General features: G+C 67.4%; 21 protein-coding genes. 9 read left to right on the top strand and 12 right to left on the bottom strand.

From position 1 onward, the window contains the following. The first annotated feature begins 9 nt into the window (after positions 1–9). From ligA to AC1RQG_RS17575, 4 genes are read left to right on the top strand one after another with little or no spacing between them, the layout of a single operon-like run. Positions 10–2,415, top strand: a complete 2,406-nt coding sequence (gene ligA, locus AC1RQG_RS17590) for an NAD-dependent DNA ligase LigA (RefSeq protein WP_493133307.1) — start codon at positions 10–12, stop codon at positions 2,413–2,415. Then, positions 2,412–3,329: a UTP--glucose-1-phosphate uridylyltransferase GalU gene (galU, locus tag AC1RQG_RS17585; RefSeq protein WP_493133306.1), complete on the top strand. Its 918-nt coding sequence runs from the start codon at positions 2,412–2,414 to the stop codon at positions 3,327–3,329. Before ligA ends, galU begins: the two co-directional genes overlap by 4 nt. Beyond that, the gene (gene def, locus AC1RQG_RS17580; RefSeq protein WP_493133305.1) at positions 3,326–3,862 is read left to right on the top strand and encodes a peptide deformylase; all 537 of its coding nucleotides are present in this window, start codon (positions 3,326–3,328) and stop codon (positions 3,860–3,862) included. The genes galU and def overlap by 4 nt, the downstream gene beginning before the upstream one ends. Before the next feature lie 10 nt (positions 3,863–3,872). Next, entirely contained in the window at positions 3,873–4,826 is a 954-nt protein-coding gene (locus tag AC1RQG_RS17575) for an ion channel (protein ID WP_493133304.1), read from the top strand. A gap of 6 nt (positions 4,827–4,832) precedes the next feature. Here the strand turns inward: AC1RQG_RS17575 and AC1RQG_RS17570 are convergent, their stop codons facing one another. The 5 genes from AC1RQG_RS17570 to AC1RQG_RS17550 form a co-directional block, all read right to left on the bottom strand. Beyond that, a complete protein-coding gene (locus tag AC1RQG_RS17570; RefSeq protein WP_493133303.1) occupies positions 4,833–7,046 on the bottom strand; it encodes a DUF3141 domain-containing protein in 2,214 nt (737 codons plus the stop codon). 58 nt (positions 7,047–7,104) lie between these two features. Further along, entirely contained in the window at positions 7,105–7,458 is a 354-nt protein-coding gene (locus AC1RQG_RS17565) for a phasin family protein (protein WP_493133302.1), read from the bottom strand. 109 nt (positions 7,459–7,567) lie between these two features. Beyond that, positions 7,568–7,987: a hypothetical protein gene (locus AC1RQG_RS17560; RefSeq protein ID WP_493133301.1), complete on the bottom strand. Its 420-nt coding sequence runs from the start codon at positions 7,985–7,987 to the stop codon at positions 7,568–7,570. Between the two features lie 128 nt (positions 7,988–8,115). Next, on the bottom strand, positions 8,116–9,006 hold the full coding sequence (locus AC1RQG_RS17555) for a pirin family protein (protein ID WP_493133300.1): 891 nt from the start codon (positions 9,004–9,006) through the stop codon (positions 8,116–8,118). A 56-nt stretch (positions 9,007–9,062) separates the two neighbouring features. After that, positions 9,063–9,662 (bottom strand): FMN-dependent NADH-azoreductase, encoded by a 600-nt coding sequence (locus tag AC1RQG_RS17550; RefSeq protein ID WP_493133299.1) that lies wholly within the window; start codon positions 9,660–9,662, stop codon positions 9,063–9,065. 113 nt (positions 9,663–9,775) lie between these two features. On the opposite strand from AC1RQG_RS17550, the gene AC1RQG_RS17545 reads away from it, so the two are divergent. Beyond that, the gene (locus AC1RQG_RS17545; protein ID WP_493133298.1) at positions 9,776–10,681 is read left to right on the top strand and encodes a LysR family transcriptional regulator; all 906 of its coding nucleotides are present in this window, start codon (positions 9,776–9,778) and stop codon (positions 10,679–10,681) included. 27 nt (positions 10,682–10,708) lie between these two features. Here the strand turns inward: AC1RQG_RS17545 and asd are convergent, their stop codons facing one another. Further along, complete coding sequence (asd, locus tag AC1RQG_RS17540) at positions 10,709–11,554, bottom strand: archaetidylserine decarboxylase (RefSeq protein WP_493133297.1); 846 nt, start codon at positions 11,552–11,554, stop codon at positions 10,709–10,711. 412 nt (positions 11,555–11,966) lie between these two features. Between asd and AC1RQG_RS17535 the strand changes: the two genes are divergently transcribed. Continuing rightward, positions 11,967–12,257 carry an H-NS histone family protein gene (locus AC1RQG_RS17535; RefSeq protein ID WP_493133296.1) on the top strand — a complete coding sequence of 97 codons (291 nt, stop codon included), beginning with the start codon at positions 11,967–11,969 and terminating at the stop codon, positions 12,255–12,257. Between the two features lie 285 nt (positions 12,258–12,542). Continuing rightward, the gene (locus AC1RQG_RS17530) at positions 12,543–13,163 is read left to right on the top strand and encodes an LON peptidase substrate-binding domain-containing protein (protein WP_493133295.1); all 621 of its coding nucleotides are present in this window, start codon (positions 12,543–12,545) and stop codon (positions 13,161–13,163) included. A gap of 45 nt (positions 13,164–13,208) precedes the next feature. Here AC1RQG_RS17530 and AC1RQG_RS17525 read toward each other — a convergent pair whose 3' ends face one another. The 5 genes from AC1RQG_RS17525 to AC1RQG_RS17505 all read right to left on the bottom strand — a co-directional run bounded on the left by AC1RQG_RS17525 (position 13,209) and on the right by AC1RQG_RS17505 (position 18,187). Then, the gene (locus AC1RQG_RS17525; RefSeq protein WP_493133294.1) at positions 13,209–14,156 is read right to left on the bottom strand and encodes a DMT family transporter; all 948 of its coding nucleotides are present in this window, start codon (positions 14,154–14,156) and stop codon (positions 13,209–13,211) included. Between the two features lie 44 nt (positions 14,157–14,200). Continuing rightward, on the bottom strand, positions 14,201–14,602 hold the full coding sequence (locus AC1RQG_RS17520; RefSeq protein WP_493133293.1) for a DUF1294 domain-containing protein: 402 nt from the start codon (positions 14,600–14,602) through the stop codon (positions 14,201–14,203). 4 nt (positions 14,603–14,606) lie between these two features. Beyond that, complete coding sequence (gene trpS, locus AC1RQG_RS17515) at positions 14,607–15,629, bottom strand: tryptophan--tRNA ligase (RefSeq protein WP_493133292.1); 1,023 nt, start codon at positions 15,627–15,629, stop codon at positions 14,607–14,609. A 462-nt stretch (positions 15,630–16,091) separates the two neighbouring features. After that, a complete protein-coding gene (locus tag AC1RQG_RS17510) occupies positions 16,092–16,919 on the bottom strand; it encodes a substrate-binding periplasmic protein (RefSeq protein ID WP_493133291.1) in 828 nt (275 codons plus the stop codon). 2 nt (positions 16,920–16,921) lie between these two features. Further along, positions 16,922–18,187: a TCR/Tet family MFS transporter gene (locus tag AC1RQG_RS17505; protein WP_493133290.1), complete on the bottom strand. Its 1,266-nt coding sequence runs from the start codon at positions 18,185–18,187 to the stop codon at positions 16,922–16,924. A 223-nt stretch (positions 18,188–18,410) separates the two neighbouring features. Here AC1RQG_RS17505 and AC1RQG_RS17500 point away from each other — a divergent pair, with 223 nt between their 5' ends. Next, positions 18,411–18,710 carry a hypothetical protein gene (locus tag AC1RQG_RS17500; protein WP_493133289.1) on the top strand — a complete coding sequence of 100 codons (300 nt, stop codon included), beginning with the start codon at positions 18,411–18,413 and terminating at the stop codon, positions 18,708–18,710. A gap of 163 nt (positions 18,711–18,873) precedes the next feature. Continuing rightward, entirely contained in the window at positions 18,874–19,362 is a 489-nt protein-coding gene (locus tag AC1RQG_RS17495) for a chemotaxis protein CheW (protein ID WP_493133288.1), read from the top strand. Between the two features lie 33 nt (positions 19,363–19,395). On the opposite strand, the gene AC1RQG_RS17490 is transcribed toward AC1RQG_RS17495, so the two are convergent. Continuing rightward, entirely contained in the window at positions 19,396–20,100 is a 705-nt protein-coding gene (locus AC1RQG_RS17490) for a ribonuclease HI family protein (protein ID WP_493133287.1), read from the bottom strand. Positions 20,101–20,153 lie beyond the last annotated feature (53 nt).

The raw sequence follows: 20,153 nt of genomic DNA, 5'->3' as shown, positions 1-20,153 counted from the left end.
AGCAGGACCATGAGCAACACGCAACACAACCCGGACATGACGGAAGCCGCGGCCCGGATGGCCGCCCTGGGCGCGGAGCTGAACAAGCATCTGCACGCCTATCATGTGCTGGACGCGCCCACCATCCCGGACGCGGAGTACGACAAGCTGTTCCTCGAGCTGCAACAACTGGAGGCGGCCCACCCCGAGCTGGCCCAGCCCGATTCGCCGACCCTGCGCGTGGGCGCGCCGCCGCTGCCGCAGTTCGAGCAGGTCACGCACGCCGTGCCCATGCTGTCGCTGAACAACGGCTTCAACGACGACGACATCGTCAACTTCGACCGCCGCGTGCGCGAAGGGCTGGACGCGGTGCAGGTCGACTACGCGGCCGAGGTCAAGTACGACGGCCTGGCCATCAACCTGCGTTATGTGGACGGCGTGCTGGTGCAGGCCGCCACGCGCGGCGACGGCTACACGGGCGAGGACGTGACGGCCAACGTCAAGACCATCCGCAGCATCCCGCTGCGGCTGGACACGCCGCACCCGCCGGCCGTGCTCGACGTGCGCGGCGAGGTGCTGATGTTCAAGGCCGATTTCGAACGGATGAACGAGCGTCAGCGCGCCGCCGGCCACAAGGAATTCGTCAACCCGCGCAACGCGGCGGCCGGCACCCTGCGCCAGCTCGATTCGCGCATCACCAGCCAGCGCAAGCTGAGCTTCTTCGCCTACGGCATCGGCGCGCTGGAAGGGGCGCCCATGCCCGAGTCGCACTCTGCGCTGCTGGACTGGTACCGCACGCTGGGCCTGCCCGTGGCGCGCGAGGCGTCCGTCGTGCGCGGCGTCGATGGGCTGCTCGGCTATTACCGCGCCATCGGCGCCAGCCGTCCGGATCTGCCGTACGAGATCGACGGCGTGGTGTACAAGGCCAACCGCCTGCAGGACCAGCGCGTGCTCGGCTACGTGTCGCGCGCGCCCCGTTTCGCGCTGGCCCACAAGTTTCCTGCCGAGGAGGCGCTGACGACGGTGCAGGCGATCGAAGTGCAGGTCGGCCGCACCGGCGCCATCACGCCGGTGGCGCGGCTGGCGTCCGTGTTCGTGGGCGGCGTCAACGTCACCAACGCCACGCTGCACAACGAGGACGAGGTGCGGCGCAAGGATGTGCGCGTGGGCGACACGGTGATCGTGCGCCGCGCCGGCGACGTGATTCCCGAAGTGCTGGCGGTGGTGTTCGACAAGCGCCCCGAACCGCCGCCGCCGCCGTATGAACTGCCCAAGCATTGCCCCGTGTGCGGCTCGCACGTGGTGCGCGAGGAGGACGAGGCCATCGCGCGCTGCTCGGGAGGCCTGTTCTGCTCGGCCCAGCGCAAGGAGGCGATCCGCCACTTCGCCGGCCGCCGCATGATGGACATCGAAGGCCTGGGCGACCGCTACATCGACAACCTGGTCGAGGCGGGCCTGGTGCATGGCGTGTCGGACCTGTACCGGCTGACGCTGGACGACCTGCTGAAGATGAAGCGCCTGGCCGACGAGCGCGACGGCACCACGCCCGAGACGGTCCAGCAAGGCAAGGTGGCCACCAAGTGGGCCGAGAACCTGCTGGAGGCGATCGCCGCCGCCAAGCGCCCGCCGCTGGAACGCTTGCTGTTCGCGCTCGGCATCCGCCACGTGGGCGAATCGACGGCCAAGACCCTGGCCGAATGGCTGGGCCGTTTCGAACTGGTGCGGCGCGCCCCGGTGGCGCTGCTGCGCGTGCTGCCCGACATCGGCGGCACGGTGGCCGAGTCCATCGCCGACTTTTTCGCCGAACCGAAGAACCAGCAGGCCATCGACGCGCTGCTGGCCGAGGGCGTGCAACCGCAAGGCGAGCACGCGCCCAGCGCCAAGCTGCGCGAGCGGCTCGACACGGTCAAGCTGCTGGCCGCGCTGGCCATCCCCAAATTGACGGAGCCGCGCAGCAAGCAGCTGGTGGAGCAGGGCGTCACGCTTGAGGCGCTGGCCTACCTGAAGATATTCGACGTGTTCGGCCTGCCGGCCGCCGTGGCCGACGCGTTGCGCGACTGGATGGAGCAGCCCGGCCACCGCGAGCAATTGCTGGCGCTGGACGCCCTGCGCAACGACCTGCTGGCCCAGTTGCCGGAAGCGGCGGCCGTGGTGGACGGCGCCCTGAGCGGCAAGACCTTCGTGTTGACGGGCACGCTGCCCAACCTGAGCCGCGACCAGGCGGCGGCCCTGATCGAGGCGGCCGGTGGCCGCGTGGCCGGTTCCGTGTCGAAGAAGACCGGCTACGTGGTGGCCGGCGCGGACGCCGGCAGCAAGCTGGCCAAGGCGCAGGAACTTGATCTGGCGATTCTCGACGAAGCGGGCTTGCTGGCACTATTGGCATTACACGGGCAGCCCGGCGCGGCTGCCGCAACAGACAACGGAAGTGTGGCATGACGAAGAAGATTACCAAGGCAGTATTCCCGGTGGCGGGACTGGGCAGCCGTTTCCTGCCCGCGACCAAGGCGCAGCCGAAGGAGATGCTGCCCATCGTGGACAAGCCGCTGATCCAGTACGCGGTGGAGGAGGCCGTGGCGGCCGGCATCACGGAGCTGATCTTCATCACGGGCCGCAACAAGCGCGCCATCGAGGACCACTTCGACACGGCCTACGAGCTGGAATCGGAACTGGAGGCTGCCGGCAAGACGCGGCTGCTCGAATTCGTCCAGAACGTGATCCCCAAGCACGTCAATTGCATTTACATCCGCCAGTCGGCGCCGCTGGGCCTGGGCCACGCCGTGCTGTGCGCGCGCCCCGTGGTGGGCGACGATCCGTTCGCCGTGCTGCTGGCCGACGACTTCATGGACACGCCCGACGGCGTCAAGCCCGTGCTGGCCCAGATGACGGACTTGTACGCCTACGAGCGCTGCAGCGTGCTGGCCGTGCAGAACGTGGCGCGCGCTGAAACCAAACAGTACGGCATCGTCAGCGCGTCGGCCTACCAGCCCAACCTGGAGCTGGTGCACGGCATCGTCGAGAAACCGCAGCCGGACGATGCGCCATCCACGCTGGCCGTGGTGGGGCGCTATGTGCTGTCGAGCCGCATCTTCGGCTACCTGGAGAACATCGGCGCCGGCACCGGCGGCGAAATCCAGCTCACCGACGGCATCGCCGCCCTGATGAAGGATGAGCGGGTGCTGGCCTATCGCTACCAGGGCCAGCGCTACGACTGCGGCTCCAAGCTTGGCTACCTGAAGGCCACCACGGCCATGGGTTTGAAGCACGCCGAAGTCGGCGACGCCTATTGCGCCTTCCTGCGCGAAGTACAGTGCCAGCTCACCACGGAGCGGGCGGCGGGGGACCAGCCATGACCGTGCGCGAGATCCTCAAGATGGGCGACCCGCGCTTGCTGCGCGTGGCCGAGCCGGTGCGCGAATTCGGCACGCCCGAGATGGAACGCCTGATCGCCGACATGTTCGACACCATGCACGCGGCCAACGGCGCCGGGCTGGCCGCGCCGCAGATCGGGGTCAACCTGCAACTGGTGATCTACGGCTTCAAGCAGAATCCGCGTTATCCGGACGCGCCGCAGGTGCCCGAGACGGTGTTGATCAATCCCGTGCTCACGCCGCTGTCGGACGAGAAGGAGGAGGGCTTCGAAGGCTGCCTGTCCGTGCCCGGCCTGCGCGGCAGCGTGCCGCGCTGGACCCGCCTGCGCTACGTGGGCGTGGACCAGTTCAACCAGCCCATCGTGCGCGAGGTGGACGGTTTCCACGCGCGCGTGGTGCAGCACGAGGTCGACCACCTGCACGGCATCCTGTACCCGATGCGCATCACGGACTTTTCCCGCTTCGGCTACACCGACGTGATGTTCCCCGAGCTCGATCCGAACGACGACGATTGAGCGGGACACAATGAGCGCAAAGCCAGTCAAGGGGCCGTTGCGGCCCAAGGTGGGCGCCGAACGCGGCACCTTCCGCATGGGGAATTCGCGCATCAAGCGCATCGGGCTGCCGCGCTGGTACTGGGCCGACATCTACCACTGGATGCTGACGCTGACATGGCTGCGCTTCTTCCTGCTGTTCTCCGCCATCTATGTGCTGACCAACCTGCTGTTCGCCAGCGCGTTCTACCTGGTGCCCGGTTCCGTCGCCAACGCGCGCCCGGACTCGTTCTTCGACGACGTGTTCTTCTCGATCGAGACGCTGGCCACGGTCGGCTATGGCTACATGAATCCGGGCAGCACCTACGGCCACGTGGTGGCGTCGCTCGAGATCATGCTCGGCATGGTGGAGGTGGCGGTGGTCACGGGCCTGTTGTTCGCGCGCTTCTCGCGGCCCACGTCGCGCATCATGTTCTCCGATTCGGCCGTCGTCACGCCCTTCAATGGCGTGCCCACGTTGATGCTGCGGGCCGGCAACGAGCGCTCCAACCTGATCCTGGAGGCGTCGGTGCGGGCCTCGCTGGTGCGGCGCGAGACGACCCAGGAGGGCCAGCTGTTCACGCGCTTCTACGACCTCAAGCTTGAACGCGAGCAGACCACCGTGTTCGCGCTCACGTGGACCATCATGCACCGCATCGACGAGAGCAGCCCGTTGTGGGGCAAGACGCGCCAGGACCTGATCAACGAAGGCACCACGCTGACGGTGGGCGTGTCCGGCACCGACGACACGCTCAACGATTTCGTCCACGCGCGCCAGAGCTATTCGGCCGAGCACATCTTCTTCGACCACCACTTCGCCGACATCCTGTCCGACAAGCTGGAGGGCGACATCCGCATCCTCGACTTCAGCAAGTTCCACGACATCCACCCGGACGGCAGCGACGGCGGCACCATGCCCGGCGCCGCCGTGGCCCATCCGGGCTGACGGGGCTCACATCTCCGGCCCCGGTTCGGCGGCGACCGGCGACGCCGTTTCATCGACCTGCAGGATGGCCGCCACGTGCTGCAGCCGCAGCCGCTTTTCCTCCTTGATCGGCCCGCTGCGCGCCAGCAGGCCGCGCGCCAGGTGCAGCGCCTCGCGCCGCTGGGCCAGCGTGGGCAGCAGCACGCGCAGGCCTTGCAGCGCGCGGTCCTCGTCCAGCCGCACCAGATAGGTTTGCAGGTTGACCGCGTGCTTGAGCTGGTTCAGCGTGATGGACTTGTCCAGGCCCCGTTCGCGCATCAGCTGGCGGATGCCGTCGTACGGCCGCTTGTCCACCACGCCCACGCCGCTGGCTACGTAGATCACCAGCCGCAGGAAGCCCGACTCCTGGCTGCCCCGTTCGAACCATGTCTCGCGTTCGGCGCGGCGCAGGCGCAGCAGCTCGTCCTGTTCGCGGCTGCGACCGCGCGGGCGGTTCAGGTGCGGCGCGGACGGCGACAGCCCCACCAGCGCCGCCGTCAGCGGCGATTCGTAGACGGCCTTGAACAGGTTCTCGCAGGCGCTGTCGCGCAGGTCGCGGTAGCTGTCCCACAGCTGGCCGATCATGGCGCTGGCCTGCCGCTCGGCCTGCAGCAGCGGGTTGTCCGGGGCCACCGGCCGGCGCTGCGCGCGCACGGCCTCGGCCAGCGGCGCCGCGGCCTTGACGAACGGGTTGCTGTCCGAGATCAGGTGCCGCTCCAGCCGCGCCGAGTTGAGGTTGCGGTACAGCGCGGCCGTCGTCTCGTTGGTGACGGCGCGCACGGCCGGCGACACGAAGCGGTCGTACATGGCCTGGTTGGCCTGGGCCACGCGGCGCACCACCTCGAACGCGCGCTCGTCGTCGCGGCCCTCGCCCAGGGCCAGGATGTCGCTCACCTCGCGCGGCTCGAAGCGGATCACGTAGCGCCCGCTGGCGAACTCCAGGCCCGGCATGTCGGGGTGGGTGTCGGTGATGATGGCCTCGTACAGGCCGGGCGGCAGCACGTCGATCAGGTCCAGCGCGTTGGCCAGTTCCGTGTGCTCGCGGTTGGCCACGCCGGCCGACACGAAGATGCCGAGGTGGCCCACGTGCTCGTGCAGGAAGTAGACGATGGTCTGCTCGTTGTCGCGGATTTCGCCGGCGTTGGCGTACAGGTCGGGGATCCAGTTCAGCGCCTGCTGCGGCGGCGTGATGTTGTCGCCCCAGGAGGCGAACACGATGATGGGCGAGCGGATGTGGCGCAGGTTGATCTGGCTGCGGCCGTCATCGTGGAAGATCTCGCCGGCGCTCAGGCGGTTGCCGACGAACAGGTTCTGGGTGATCCACTCCATCTCCTCCTTGTTGAGCAGGAAATGGCCGCCCCACCAGCGCTCGAATTCCAGGAAGCGCTGGCGTTCCGTGTCGACCTTGGCATACAGGCCGTAGGGCTTGTGCCAGTAGGTGTTGGCCGGGTCCAGTTGTTCGAAGTTGTTGACCAGGTGGGCGCCGTCGAACTTGCCGTTGCCCAGGTCGCCGGCCAGCGAGGCCGGCCAGGTGCCGCCCAGCAGGCCGCCCGTGTAGCGCATCGGGTATTTGCCGTGCACGCCCGACCAGTACGAGATGGGCGAGCCGGCCAGCAGGATGGGGCCCACCAGTTCCGGCTCCAGCGCGGCCAGCATCATCAGCGCCCAGCCGCCCTGGCAATTGCCGATCACGAAGGGCTTGCCGGCGTCGCCCGGGTGCAGCTGGTTGACCTTGGCCAGGAACACGCGTTCGGCCGCCGTCACGCATTCGATCGTCTGGCCCGGCACCGGCTGCGGGAAGAACATCACGAAATAGCACGGGTGGCCCTGGCGCAGCGCGATGCCGATCTCGCTGTCGATCTTGGAGCCGCCGATGCCGGGGCCGTGGCCGGCGCGCGGGTCGATCACCACGAACGGGCGCTTGTGCGGGTCGGTGGCCGGGCAGTCGGCTGGCGGCTTGATGGCGGCCAGCGCGTAGTTGGCCGGCCGTTCCAGCTTGCGGCCATCGACGATGATGTCGTAGTCGAACACCAGCACGGGCGGCTTGCCCGACTGCTCATGCTCGGCGTAGATGTTGCCGCGTTCGCGCAGCACGTCGAAGGTGAGGATGGCCCGTTGCCACGCGTCGACCCAGTAATCGAAGACGGACGAGGCAAGCGGGGGCATGGCCGGCGAGCCGGCTGGCGGGTCGGACAGGGACATGGGACACTCCCGGAAACGCGATCGGTGGCCGGTCAGCCGGCCGCAGGGGTTACTGCCGCTACTGCTTGTGGTTGCCGGCCCGCTGGGCCGCGCGGCTGAGCGCTGTTTGCGTCTCCAGCGTCAGTTCGGCCAGCTGGCGGCCGTAATCGGCGGCGCGCTCCAGCGTGGGCGCCACCTGGGCGCTGGCCGTGGCCAGCCATTCCTGCGGCGTGCTGGCCGCCAGCCGCTGGTGCATGGCTTTCGGGTATTCATCGAGCACGGCGCGGAGGGCGTCCATGTTGAGGGCGGTCAGCTTGGCCATGCTGTCGACCCCGCTCTGGGCCAGCGCGGTGACGAAATCGACCTGCGCTTCCACCTGGGCGCGGCTGGCCGCGGGGAGCTGCGCGGTGAACTGTTCTGTTGCTGAAACCATGGATGCCTCCTTGGTAATTTGCGGACAGTGTGTCGGAATGGAGCGTGGTCATTGTGGCATGCTGCGCGGGCGGGGGCAAGCGGCGCGCGCTATGCGGCATCAAGCCGGCTCAGGTCGCGCCCAGCAGGTCGCGCGCGTTCAGCAGCGCGTAGACGATGTCGGGATGGCGGTCCAGGCAGCGCCGGATGGCGGCCGGGATGGCCTGGCGCGTCTTGCGGCACAGGCCGGGGCGCTCGGCCAGTTCGATCGCCAGGCCGCGCACCGTGCGCACCCCGCGCACGCTCGGCGTGATGCTGACGGCCATGCCCAGCAGTTGGTCCATGCGCGTCGTCATGCGCTGCAGTTCCTCGTAGCTGGCGATGGCTTCGATGCGGGCGACCAGGCGCTTTTCCTCCTCGCGCGTGAGGCGCAGGATGCGCACGTCCGTCTCCGGCGCCGCCGCCAGCGCGTCGAGCAGCCCGTCGCGCCCGCAGACGCAGGCGCCGGGCGGACACTCCTGGCGTATCGGGAAGGGCAATGCTTGCGGCATGGCGGCACGGGCGAGAGCGGACGGAACCCGATTCTACCCCGATCACCGCAGATTCGAGAACCGGGGTCAGGTCATGAGTTCGGGCAAGTTGCCTGAACTCATGACCTGACCCCGGTTTGGCTGGCGCGTCAGCCTTGGGCTTCCTCGCCCAGGCGGCCGGCGCGGAAGTCTTCCACGGCCGCGAAGATCTCGGCCTGGGTGTTCATCACGAACGGGCCGTATTGCGCGATCGGCTCGTTCAGGGGCCGGCCCGACAACAGGATGGCCCGGCTGGCCTCGGCCGCACGCAGCGTCACGCCGTCGGCGCCGGCCGTGTTGGCGAGGATGGCCATCGCCTTCGACGGCACCGCCCGCTCGCCCACGCTGACCGCGCCCCGGTAGGTGTACAGGAAGGCGTTGTGGCCCTCGGGCAGCAACTGGCTGAAGCTGGCGCCGGCCGGGATCTCCAGGTCCAGGTACAGCGGTTCCGTCACCTCGCGCTGCACGGCGCCGTCCACGCCGTGGCTGCGGCCGGCGATCACGCGCACCGTCACCCCCTCGGGCGTGGTGAAAGCCGGGATGTCGGCGGCGTCGAAGTCGCGGTACCACGGCGCGCGCATCTTGTCGCGCGCGGGCAGGTTCAGCCACAGCTGGAAGCCTTCCATCACGCCTTCCTCCTGCTCCGGCATTTCCGAGTGGATCACGCCGCGCCCGGCCGTCATCCATTGCACGCCGCCGCTGGTGAGCAGGCCTTCATGGCCGGCGCTGTCCTTGTGCCGCATGCGCCCGGTCAGCATGTAGGACACGGTTTCGAAACCGCGGTGCGGGTGCGACGGGAAGCCGGCGATGTAGTCGTTGGCCTCGTCGCTGCCGAAGGCGTCGAGCATCAGGAACGGGTCGAGGCGGCGCTGCAGGGTCTGGGTCAGGACGCGGTTGATCTTCACGCCGGCCCCATCCATCACGGCCTGGCCGTGGATGATGCGCTCCACCGTGCGGTCTTGCCGCACTTGCTCGGGTACTGCGGTCGTAGTCTGACTCATTATGTTCTCCAGTCCGGACGCGCCGCCCCTTGGCGGGCGGCGTCGCGTTACAGGGTTTATACCAGCACGGCGTTGATTTCGGCGTCGGCCTGGGCTTGCGCCTTGGCGACCGCGTCGGGGCCCAGGCCCATGCCTTCAGCGTACACGAATTGCACGTCGGTCAGGCCCAGGAAGGCCAGGAAGGTCTTCAGGTGCGGCAGCTGGGTGTCGGACGGCGCGTCGCGGTGCATGCCGCCGCGCGCCACGGCCACGTACACCTTCTTGCCGGTCAGCAGGCCGACGGGGCCGGTGGCCGTGTACTTGAAGGTCACGCCGGCGCGGGCGATGGCGTCGAACCAGCTTTTCAGTTGCACGGTGATGCCGAAGTTGTACATGGGCGAGCCGATCACGATCACATCGGCGGCCTGCACCTGGGCGATCAGGGCGTCGTCGAGGGCCACGCGGGCGGCCTGCTCGGCGTTGCGCTGCTCGGCCGGGGTGAACAGGGCTTGCAGGGCCGCTTCGTCGAGCACCGGGTGGGGCTGGGACGCGAGGTCGCGGCGCGTCACGCTGACGTTGGCGGCGGTGGCGCTCAGCTTGGCGACCAGGGCGTCGGCCAGGCGGGTCGATTCGGAACCGATGCTGCGGGCGCTGGAGTTGATTTGCAGGATGTTCATGGTGTGCTCCGTTTCTGTGGGGTTGTTGTTACGATGGGAGAACTTTATCAGTTCCAAAATCGTGCCGGAAGCCGTTAAAATGGATAACATTAGTCCACCAATGGAACAATCACATGGAAATCGATCCCGCGGATCTACTGCTGTTCGCCCGCATCGTCGAATGCGGCAGCCTGAGCCTGGCGGCCGCGCGCGTGCAGTTGCCCAAGTCCACCGTCTCGCGTCGGCTGTCGCTGCTGGAAACGCAGCTGGGCGAGCGCTTGCTCCTGCGCACCACGCGCAAGCTGGTGCTGACCGAGTTCGGCGCCAGCCTGCTGGAGCACGCGCGCCGGGTCACCGAGGAGACCGAGGCGGCCGCCGCGCTGGCCCAGCACCGGCAGGGCGCGCCGAGCGGACTGCTGCGCGTGTCCATGCCGGCCGACTTCGCCAACCTCGTGATGGGCGCCTTGCTGGCCCGTTTCATGGCCGCGTATCCGGCCATCTCGCTGGAACTGGACTTGTCGCCGCGCCGGGTCGATCTGGTGGCCGAGAATTTCGATCTGGCCATCCGCATGGGCGCGCTGCCCGACGACGCCACGCTGGCGGCGCGCCGCATCACGCTGAGCACGCTGGGCCTGTACGCGGCGCCGGCCTACACGGGCTTGCGCGGCTTGCCCGAGCATCCGGACGACCTGTTCCAGCACGATCTGTTGAGTTTGCCGCCGCGCGTGAACGGCCTCACGCGCTGGACGCTGCAGCGCGGCAAGACCTTATGGGAGCGCGATTTGCCGGTGCGGATGATGGCCAATTCGCCGGACTTGCTGGTGCGCATGGCGCGCACGGGCGTGGGGATCGCGGCCAGCACCGAGCAGCTGGCGCAGCCTTATCTGCACACGGGGGAGCTGGTGCGGGTGTTGCCGGACTGGTGTTTTCCGACGGTGACGGGCTGGGCCGTGTTCCCCGGCCGCCGGCTGATGCCGGCCAAGACCCGGGTGTTTCTCGACATGCTGGAGGCGGGCTTCGCGGCCGATGCCGCCGTGTGACGGCGGGCGCTTAGCCGACCTTGCCCGTCATGTGACGTTGCCCATCATTTCGCCCAGCTGGATGGCGGCGGCCGGCTGCCAGCCGGGATTGAAGCGGATCGTGTCCTTGGGGAACAGCATGACGACCGTGGAGCCGAGCAGGAAGCGGCCCATTTCCTCGCCTTTTTTCAGCACGATGTTCTGGTCCGCGTAGGTCCACTCGCGCACGGTGGACGTGCGCGGCGGGTTGACCACGCCATGCCAGGTGGTGGCCATGCTGCCGACGATGGTGGCGCCCACCAGCGTCAGCACGAACGGGCCGTGCGCGCCCTCGAACACGCACACCACGCGTTCATTGCGCGCGAACAGGCCGGGGATGCCGCGCGCCGTGGTTGGATTGACGGAGAACAGGGCGCCGGGAATGTAGATCATGCGGGTCAGGCGGCCGTCGCAGGGCATGTGGATGCGGTGGTAGTCGCGCGGGCTCAGGTACAGGTTGGCGAAGCTGCCGTGGCGGAATTGCTCGGCCAGCGCGCGGTCGCCGCCGAGCAGGGCGGTGGTGCTGAACTGGTGGCCCTTGGCCTGGAAGATCTGGTCGTCCGCGATGGCGCCGAACTGGCTGATGCGGCCGTCGACGGGGCACACATAATCAGCCGGCGCCAGCGGGCGCGCGTCCGGGCGCAGCGCGCGCGTGAAGAAATCGTTGAAGCTGGCGTAATGGCTGATGTCGGGATCGAGCGCTTCGTCCATGTTCACGTCGTAGCGGCCCACGAACCAGCGGATCAGTCCGGTGGTGGCGGAGCCGCCCCTGGCGCCGGCCACCCGTCCCGCGAAATTGGTCAGCGCTCCCTTGGGAAGCAGGTATTGAGGCAGCACGGCAAGGCGGTCGGACACGATAGTCAATCCATGGCGAATAAAGGGTGACGCATTATAGCGTTGCCCCGCGAGAAAAATGCATCTCCCGCGCTAGGGCATCCCATCTAGTGCGCGCCGCGCCGCGCCGGCGGGATGGGCGCGCTTTAACTGGATTTAACTACTTGAGTATTGCGCCGAAACAAACTCGTGGGACGGGCGCTATCGCGTGCTATTCCCGCCGCGGATTGAAATACAATCAGATAGTTGTAGAAATTATTCCCAATTCTATTTATATTGGTATTTGTTGTGTATATCGCCATAAAATTTCGCCGATCTTATGGTAAATTGACACCTCGTGAATTCTCTCACATTGTAACAACGTGAGTTATGCCGAAGCGCCACGAAAGACGAGTTTAAACATTCGCTCTCAACCGATCAAAAGGATATTAATATGACGACGTACCAGGAATACAAAGCAAAGATCGCGGAATTGGAAAACCTGGCCGAAACCGCACGCAAGAATGAATTGCAGGCAGCCAAGGAGCAAATCGCCGCCATCATGCGTGATTATGGTCTGACGCTGGCCGACCTGGGCGCGGTGACGAAAGCCAAGCCGGTCAAGACGCGCGCCCCCGTGCCCACCAAATACCGTGACGACGCCACCGGCCAGACCTGGACCGGCCGCGGCCGCGCACCGAAATGGTTGGAAGGCAAAGACAAGGAACAATATCTGATCAAGTAATGGCGGACCGGGATCGCGCGCGCTGGCGAGAATAGCCGCCAGCCCGATCCCGTTGCGATTGCCGTCGATGTCGCCGGCGCGGGCGCGTGCAAGCGTGGCCGCCGGCGAGCGCCGGCATTATCCGTCTTAATGCCGGCGCGGTATATTCATGCCGCGTATTACCCGCTTTCCGTTACCTGCCTCGCTGTTGCTTTTGTGGTGAAAGCGAGTGCGCCGCCGCGCCTTTCTTGCGTTATCACTTGTTTAGGGCAATGCCGTTCGCGCCGATCTGTGCGATGATGCGGAATGCTTGCCATTTCACTATTCCCGCTGAATACAGTGTTATTCCCCGACGGACACCTGCCATTGCAGGTGTTCGAGGTGCGCTACCTGGACCTGATCAAACGCTGCATCGCCGAGGACGAGCCGTTCGGGGTGGTGCCGTTGCTGGAGGGGAGCGAGGTGCAGTTGCCGGAGCAGGAGCAGGTGCTGTCGAGCGCCGGCACCATGGCCCGCATCGTCGACTGGTCGGCGCCCATGCCGGGCCTGCTGCGCGTGTCGTGCGTGGGGACCACGCGCTTCCAGGTGTGCAGCGCCGAGCGGCTGCGCCACGGCTTGTGGGTGGCCGATGTGGAGCCGCTGGACGGCGACCGGGTCGTGCCCGTGCCGGAGGAGCAGCAGAACGTGGCCGACGCGCTCGGTTCCCTGATCCGCTCGCTGGAGAAGAAGCAGATTTCCACCGCCAATATGCACCTGGCGCCGCCGTACCGGCTCGACGAGGCGGGCTGGGTGGCCAACCGCTGGTGCGAGCTGCTGCGGCTGGACTTGCGCGACAAGCAGCGCCTGCTGCTACAGGATAACCCCGTGCTGCGGCTGGAACTGATCCAGGATCTGCTGAGCGAGAACGGATTGCTGGCCAGCCAGTAGGGCGGCCAGTATGGCGGCAAATGACGCGGCAATAAGCCGGCGTCGCTAGTGCGCCTCCTCCAGCGCATGCACGCGCACCGACCACACGACCCCCACGATCAGCAGCACGATGGCCGCCACCTCCAGCGGGCGCGGCAACTGCTGCTTGTAGATGAAGCCGTACAGCAGCGCGAACAGCGTTTCGAACAGGATCAGCTGGCCCGACAGCGTGACGGGCACGCGCCGGCTGGCCACGTTCCACAAGTGGTTGCCGATCACGGACGCGCCCAGCGCCAACGCCGCGTTGACGGCCCAGAACGTGCCCCAGTGGCGGCCGCTGGCCGCGCCGGCCGCGCCCGTCACGTCGGCATGGTGGAGCGCGAACGCGGCCAGACCGAGCGCCAGTGCGATCAGGCCGCTGGACAGGCCGTACAGGGCCGACCATTCGCCGCTGCTGAAGTGGGCATTGCGCTTGAGGTAGCGCGCGTTGTCGAGCGTGTACCAGCTCCAGCACAGCAGCGCGCCGGTGGCGCACAGCACGCCCACGACCTTCTGGCCGGCGGCGATGGCGGGGCCGCCGCTGTCATGGGTGAACACGTCGACGTTGATGCAGACGATGCCGGCCGCGACCACCAGCAGCGGCAAGGCCAGCCGGCGCAGCGGCACCGAGCCGTGGTCCTTGTGGCCCATCAGTGTGACGGAGATCGGCAGCACGCCGATGATGAGCGAGGTGGGCGCCACGCCCGCCAGTTTGACGCCCATCGACAGCAGCATGTAATAGACGATGTTGCCGGCCAGCGCGTGGCGCACCAGCGCCAGGTAGTCGGCCCGGTCGAGCCGGCGCAGCAGGCTGCCCAGGCGCGGCAGCATCAGGCCGGCCGCGATGGCGCCATAGGCCACGTAGCGGCCCACGGCCAGTTCCAGCGGCGAATAGGCCGCCATCAGTTCCGGCACGATGAACACCATGCCCCACATCGCGCCGGCCAGCAGGCCGCACAACACGCCATTCCACATCGGCCAGGAGTCTTTCTACGTTGAGGGGGACGGACGGGCGGCGGTCACACCGCTTGCCAGCGCGCCAGCCAGGTGAAGGCGGCCACGTTGGCCGCCACGGTGCACCAGAATACCGCGCGGAACGCCGTCTTGCTGGATTTGTGGCGCAGCCACTGCTGGGCCAGGATGGCGCCCGGCCAGCCGCAGGCCAGTCCCAGCAGCAACAGCGTGCGTTCCGGGGTGCGCCAGCGGCCGCGCACGGCGGCAGCCTTGTCGAGCGCGTAGAGGGCGAAGCACAGCAGGCTGGCCGCGCCATACACGAGCGCCACCCACGATGGCAGTCGCCACAACCACGTGGCGGCCAGGTAGAGCAGGGCGAAGGCGGCCAGGGGCAGATAGGCGGCGGCGCCGCCGGCCTGCGCGCTGGCGCGCCGGCCGGACTGGCGCGGCGCGCGCGCTTTGGCCATGGGCTTAGAAATAGCTGAGGCCCAGCGCGGCCTTCACTTCGTCGGCGGTGCGGGCCGCCACTTCGCGCGCGGCGGCCGTGCCATCCTTCAGCACCTGCATGATGTAGCCACGGTCCTTGGCCAGTTCCTCGCGGCGCGCGCGGATCGGGGCCAGCATTTCCTGCAGCACCAGTTCGAGGCGCTTCTTGACGATGCTGTCGCCCAGGCCGCCGCGCACGTAATGCGCTTTCATCTCGGCCAGCGCGGCCTTGTCGGGGTCGAATGCGTCCAGGTAGATGAAGGCCACGTTGCCCTCCAGGTGGCCGGGGTCTTCCACGCGCAGGTGCAGCGGGTCGGTGTAGACCTTCTTGACGGCGGCCGTGATCTCGGCGGCCGAGGCGCCCAGGTTGATGGTGTTGCCCAGCGATTTGCTCATCTTGGCCTTGCCGTCGATGCCGGGCAGGCGGCCGATCTCCGGCACCAGTGCCTTGCACTCGACCAGGATGTCCTGGTTGGCGAGGCGGTTGAAGCGGCGCACGATTTCGTTGGTCTGCTCGATCATCGGAATCTGGTCCTCGCCCACCGGCACCAGCGCGGCCTTGAAGGCCGTGATGTCGGCCGCCTGGCTGGCGGGGTAGGTCAGGAAGCCGGCCGGGATGTCGCGCTCGAAGCCGCGCAGCACGATCTCGGCCTTCACGGTCGGGTTGCGCTCGAGGCGGGCCACCGTCACCAGGTTCAGGTAGTAGAAGGTCAGTTCGGCCAGCTCGGGGATCTGCGACTGGATCAGGATGGTGGACTTGGTCGGGTCGATGCCGACGGCCAGGTAGTCGAGCGCCACCTCGACCACGTTGCGGTGCACCTTGCCGGTGTCGTCCATGTTGTCGGTCAGCGCTTGCGAGTCGGCCAGCATGATGTACTGCTTGTAGTCGTGCTGGTAGGCCACGCGGTTGCGCAGGCTGCCCACGAAATGGCCGAGGTGCAGGGGGCCGGTGGGACGGTCGCCGGTCAGGATCACGGCGGGGGAAGTGGACTTGGCTGGCAGACTCATCAGGGTTCCTTTACGTTACCCCCGTCCGGCGCGCCAATAAAAACGCCGCCTGGCGGAGGCGGCGTTGATAAAAACATCATTCACTATGGATAAACAGTGGCCGCTCGCTGTCAGCGGCACCACCAATTCACATTCGAACGAGGCATAGGGTTCAATTTCATGCGCGTATGGTTGCAGTTCGGCGCCGGTCTGTCAAGTTGTTGTGCCGGCTCAAACGTCAGACGCGGGCGGGCAACTCGCGGCCTGCTCCGGCGATCTACCAGATAGGACAGCGGCGAGGCACATTATGTCATTTCCATTATCCAACGATGATCTGTTTTCCCTGGAACAGCGCATTGACGACAAACTGGTAAATCTGAAAGTCGAGCTGATCATTTGGATCGTCTGTGTGAAGGTGGCGGAGACGGCGTTGCTGTGCGCCATGCTTATATCGTCGTGTTGATCGCGGCGTCTTCGGTATTTTCAGTGCGGTCGCACGCTCGCAGCCAGAATATCTGGCCGGTGATAACGTTTGAACCCTTCCATCACCGCCCCCGATTTGGCCGCCTGCTCCAGCATTTCGCGCAGCGCGCGCTGGTCTTCCGGCGTGAGCGACAGGCGCGAGATGTAGGCGCCGCTCTGGCCCCAGGGCAGCTCCGGTATCGGCTCCAGCCGCAGTTTGTCGAGCATGCCGCTCACGCGCGGCTCGTGGGCGATGGCGCCGGCCAGGATGGTCGGCCCCATGATGGTCATGTCGACCGCGCCCATGTTGAGCAGGCGCGCCACGGCGCTCACGTCCACCTCCGTGAACAGGCGTCCTTGCTTGGCCAGCTCCTTGACCAGCGCCGAGTACTGTTCGCCATGGTCGAAGCCGCGCACCACGGCCACCCGCAGTTCACGCCGTTCCAGCAATTCCTTGGCGCTGGTGATCGGTGGCCGGTCGCTGGCCAGCGAGATCAGCGTGGCGCGGTGGCCCATCATCGGGACGAAGATGCCGATCTTGTCGCGCGCCTCCGTGCGCGTGGCCGGCACCAGCATGTCGGCCTTGCCGGCCTCGAACATGGCCACCTGGCGCGCGCGCGGCACGATGGGGAACAGGATGGTGCAGCCGTTGCGCGGGCCGATGACGCGCAGCAGATCCGGATAGATCCCGCTCACGTTGCCCGCCTCGATGATGACGCTGGCGCCGGTGGGCGCGACCGGCGCGCTGATGTCGCGTGAGCAGGTGGCGCCGGCGGCGCCGGCCAGCAAGGCCAACAACCAGGCCAGGCCGGCGCGCAACGGGGACGGTGAACAAGGTAAGCGCATCATGTTCAGGCCTGCATCTGCGCTTGCTGGCGCAGCCGGGTCAGGTGGAAGTAGCGGCGCGCCACGAGGATGGCCAGTGCCTGCATGGCGGCGCAGGCGAAGAAGGTGGTGCCGATGCGCCAGTCGCGCGCCGGCAGGTCGCTCACCTTGGCCACGATGGTGTTGCCCAGCAGCGGCATGACGATGATGCCCAGGCTGCTGATCGATTGCAGCGATCCCATCAGCTCGCCCTGTTCCTGCGCCGGCGTGGCCTTGGAGATGATGCCCTGCAACGCCGGGCCGGCCGCGAACGCCAGCAGATTGCACAGGATGAACACGTACATCATCCAGCCCTCGGTGGCCAGTCCATACAGCATGTAGGTGATGCAGCCCGAACCGAGGCCCACCAGCATCAGCCGCACCTCGCCCAGGCGGCGGATCAGCACGCCCAGCAGGCCGGCCTGCACCACGGCCGCCGCCAGTCCCACGCAGAACAGCGCGATGCCGTTCTCGCGCGGGCTCCAGCCGAAGCGGAAGTGGGTGTACAGCACCCACGTCGAATGCAGCATCATCTGGGCGAACGTGACCAGCGCATAGACGATCACCAGGCCGCGGATGTCGGTGCGCCGCGCCAGCTTGACGACGGCGGCCAGCGGATTGACCTTGGCCAGCTTGAACGGCTGGCGCCGCGCCTGCGGCAGCGATTCCGGCACCACCAGGTAGCCATAGATGAAATTGGCGGCCGACAGCCCGGCGGCCACGTAGAACGGCAAGTGCAGGTTCACGCTGCCCAGCAGCCCGCCCAGCATGGGGCCGCAGATGAAGCCCAGTCCGAACGCGGCGCCGACCTTGCCGAAACTTTTGGCCCGGTTGTCCGGCGTGGAAATGTCGGACGCGTAGGCCGAGGCCACCGACATGCTGGCCGACGACATGCCGCCCACCACGCGGCCGATGAACAGGCAGGCCAGGTTGGGCGCCCAGGCCGTGGCCAGGAAGTTGAGGCACATGCCGGCCATCGAATAGAGCAGCACGGGGCGGCGGCCGATGCGGTCGCTGAGCGCGCCCAGCATGGGCATGAAGATGAACTGCATCAGGCCGAATGTGGAACTGAGCGCGCCGTACCACCACGCCTGGCCGGCGCGGCCGTGCACGAACTCGCCGACGAGGATGGGCAACACGGGCACCACCAGGCCAATGCCGAGCATGTCGATGAACACGCAGACGAGGATGAAATTGAGGTTGCCGGCGGGTACGACGGGTGGGGCAGGGGCGGTGGCGTTGGTGGTGGTCATAGGCAAAGAATGGGTAAGCGGAGCGGGACCGGCGGCGCGCTGCGTGCGGCCCGCTTCGTCGATGCAATTGTGGCATGAAACGGAGGCGCACCATAGAGGGCGACGGCAATTCGTTGTGGAGCCGCACAATCGCGGGTTTTGGCGAGGAGAAACCTTATTTGCTTGCTAATTTGTATTGTGTTGTGCAAAATACTACAACAAATAACAACATTGGGAGTCGTCGATGCGCACCATGTTAGCCGCCAGCCTGATCCTCGTCTGCGCCTGCGCCCAGGCGCTGGACGACACGCCGACCCAGAACGTGGTCATGGGCCCGCGCGCCGAGGATACGCGCACGCCGGCGCCGGCCCGCCTGCGGCAGGAGCGGCCGGCCGCGCATCGTGGCCACGTGGCGGGCGAGGACGAGCGCCGTGCCCGCCCCGCACCCGCTGCGGCCCCGGTGGCCACGTCGGGCCGGCAGGGCGTGCAGCCGTGGCTGACCATCCGCCAGGGCGTGCCCACCGAGCGCGGCGCGCAGCGCTGAGTGGGCGGGGCCGGCGCGTGAGGGACGGACCGGGTTTGACCGCCGGTCAGACGGCGAAGCTTTAATAGATGCAATTACAGTTGACTTGCGGTAACATTGCTCCCGTTAAAGTGTCGCCCACGCCTGGCTCGTCCGGGGTGCGGCCCCCAACCAAGGAACCGATATGTCCCTCATCACCAGCGACGCCCAGGTGGCGTCCCCTGCGGCCGAATACCTCGCCTTTACCCTGGGCCAGGAAGAGTACGGCATCGATATTCAGAAAGTGAGCGAGATCCGCAGCTACGAAACGCCGACCCGCATCGCCAACGCCCCGGAGTTCGTGCGCGGCGTGGTCAACCTGCGCGGCATCATCGTGCCCATCGTGGACATGCGCATCAAGTTCAAGCTCGGCACGCCCAGCTATGACCAGTTCACCGTGGTGATCATCCTCAACATCGGCCACCGTGTGGTGGGCATGGTGGTGGACCGTGTGTCGGACGTGACCACGCTCACGCCCGAGCAGCTCAAGCCGGCGCCGGACATCGGCTCGGCCCTCGATACCGATTACATCATCGGCCTGGGCACCATCGACGAGCGCATGCTCATCCTGGTCGATATCGACAAGCTGATGTCGAGCGCCGACATGGGCTTGCTGGACGCTGCGGCCGCCTGATCCCGCCGTCCGCCCCCGCGCGCGCCGGCGCGCTCAGCGCGCGCCCGCCGCGTCCGGCCCTTGTCCGGTCCAGGATGCGATGGCCTGCTGCGAAAGCCGGTCCGCGTCGCCGTTGCGGTGGCGCGGCACCCAACGCAGGCTGACCCCGCCCGTTTGCCTGAACTGTTGCAGCAGCGCCAGCACCCGCTGGCGGTGCGCTTCAAGTCCCTTGGCGCCGGCGGCCGGCGCCAGATTCACATCATCGATCACCACTTTGCTGTCGCCGTAGACCACCAGCTGCGCGATCCGCAACGGCAGCGCCGCTTCCAGCAGCGCGATCAGCGCCTGGTATTCGGCCTCGCCGCTGTTGCCATGGCCGGCCGGGCGGCTGATCTCCATTCTTTCCCCATCCGGCCCGCACAACAGGGCGCCTATGCCCAGCCGGCCCGGATTGGGATGGGCCGAGCCGTCGAACCACGCGCGCCATGCGTCGGCCGGTGGCGCACTGGCCGCGCGTTTGAGGGCGAGACGGGATTGCTGCAGGCGCAGACGCGCGTCGCGCGCCGCCAGCGCTGCGTCGCGCAGGCGGCTGCGCGTCGCCAGCAGCGCGGCCAGGCCTTCGGCGCCGGCCGCCTGCACCAGCGTCTGGCGCAAAGCGTCCAGTTCCGGCATGCCGGTGCGCGCGGCCAGCCGGCGACTGGCCGCGCGCTCGCCTTTGTAGGCCGCGGCGGTCAATTGTTCAAATTCGGATGGGTTCATGCGCGACGCGGATTGTGACCAGGGGCGCCAGCATAACCGATCCGGCGCCCGTC

Source organism: Rugamonas sp. GW822-FHT03B10 (assembly GCF_058801745.1).
The sequence above is the reverse complement of the archived record's forward strand: the minus strand, read 5'-3'. Positions and strand labels throughout refer to the sequence as shown.

What these genes read in the sequence shown, in the direction of transcription:
- AC1RQG_RS17530 (WP_493133295.1), top strand. Translation starts at nt 12,543, where the DNA reads ATGCTTGCCATTTCACTATTCCCGCTGAATACAGTGTTATTCCCCGAC.
- AC1RQG_RS17570 (WP_493133303.1), bottom strand. Translation starts at nt 7,046, where the DNA reads ATGTCCCTGTCCGACCCGCCAGCCGGCTCGCCGGCCATGCCCCCGCTT.
- AC1RQG_RS17505 (WP_493133290.1), bottom strand. Translation starts at nt 18,187, where the DNA reads ATGACCACCACCAACGCCACCGCCCCTGCCCCACCCGTCGTACCCGCC.
- AC1RQG_RS17575 (WP_493133304.1), top strand. Translation starts at nt 3,873, where the DNA reads ATGAGCGCAAAGCCAGTCAAGGGGCCGTTGCGGCCCAAGGTGGGCGCC.
- AC1RQG_RS17495 (WP_493133288.1), top strand. Translation starts at nt 18,874, where the DNA reads ATGTCCCTCATCACCAGCGACGCCCAGGTGGCGTCCCCTGCGGCCGAA.
- AC1RQG_RS17525 (WP_493133294.1), bottom strand. Translation starts at nt 14,156, where the DNA reads ATGTGGAATGGCGTGTTGTGCGGCCTGCTGGCCGGCGCGATGTGGGGC.
- galU (WP_493133306.1), top strand. Translation starts at nt 2,412, where the DNA reads ATGACGAAGAAGATTACCAAGGCAGTATTCCCGGTGGCGGGACTGGGC.
- def (WP_493133305.1), top strand. Translation starts at nt 3,326, where the DNA reads ATGACCGTGCGCGAGATCCTCAAGATGGGCGACCCGCGCTTGCTGCGC.
- AC1RQG_RS17535 (WP_493133296.1), top strand. Translation starts at nt 11,967, where the DNA reads ATGACGACGTACCAGGAATACAAAGCAAAGATCGCGGAATTGGAAAAC.
- AC1RQG_RS17545 (WP_493133298.1), top strand. Translation starts at nt 9,776, where the DNA reads ATGGAAATCGATCCCGCGGATCTACTGCTGTTCGCCCGCATCGTCGAA.
- AC1RQG_RS17510 (WP_493133291.1), bottom strand. Translation starts at nt 16,919, where the DNA reads ATGATGCGCTTACCTTGTTCACCGTCCCCGTTGCGCGCCGGCCTGGCC.
- AC1RQG_RS17555 (WP_493133300.1), bottom strand. Translation starts at nt 9,006, where the DNA reads ATGAGTCAGACTACGACCGCAGTACCCGAGCAAGTGCGGCAAGACCGC.
- AC1RQG_RS17565 (WP_493133302.1), bottom strand. Translation starts at nt 7,458, where the DNA reads ATGGTTTCAGCAACAGAACAGTTCACCGCGCAGCTCCCCGCGGCCAGC.
- AC1RQG_RS17560 (WP_493133301.1), bottom strand. Translation starts at nt 7,987, where the DNA reads ATGCCGCAAGCATTGCCCTTCCCGATACGCCAGGAGTGTCCGCCCGGC.
- AC1RQG_RS17550 (WP_493133299.1), bottom strand. Translation starts at nt 9,662, where the DNA reads ATGAACATCCTGCAAATCAACTCCAGCGCCCGCAGCATCGGTTCCGAA.
- trpS (WP_493133292.1), bottom strand. Translation starts at nt 15,629, where the DNA reads ATGAGTCTGCCAGCCAAGTCCACTTCCCCCGCCGTGATCCTGACCGGC.
- AC1RQG_RS17520 (WP_493133293.1), bottom strand. Translation starts at nt 14,602, where the DNA reads ATGGCCAAAGCGCGCGCGCCGCGCCAGTCCGGCCGGCGCGCCAGCGCG.
- ligA (WP_493133307.1), top strand. Translation starts at nt 10, where the DNA reads ATGAGCAACACGCAACACAACCCGGACATGACGGAAGCCGCGGCCCGG.
- AC1RQG_RS17500 (WP_493133289.1), top strand. Translation starts at nt 18,411, where the DNA reads ATGCGCACCATGTTAGCCGCCAGCCTGATCCTCGTCTGCGCCTGCGCC.
- AC1RQG_RS17490 (WP_493133287.1), bottom strand. Translation starts at nt 20,100, where the DNA reads ATGAACCCATCCGAATTTGAACAATTGACCGCCGCGGCCTACAAAGGC.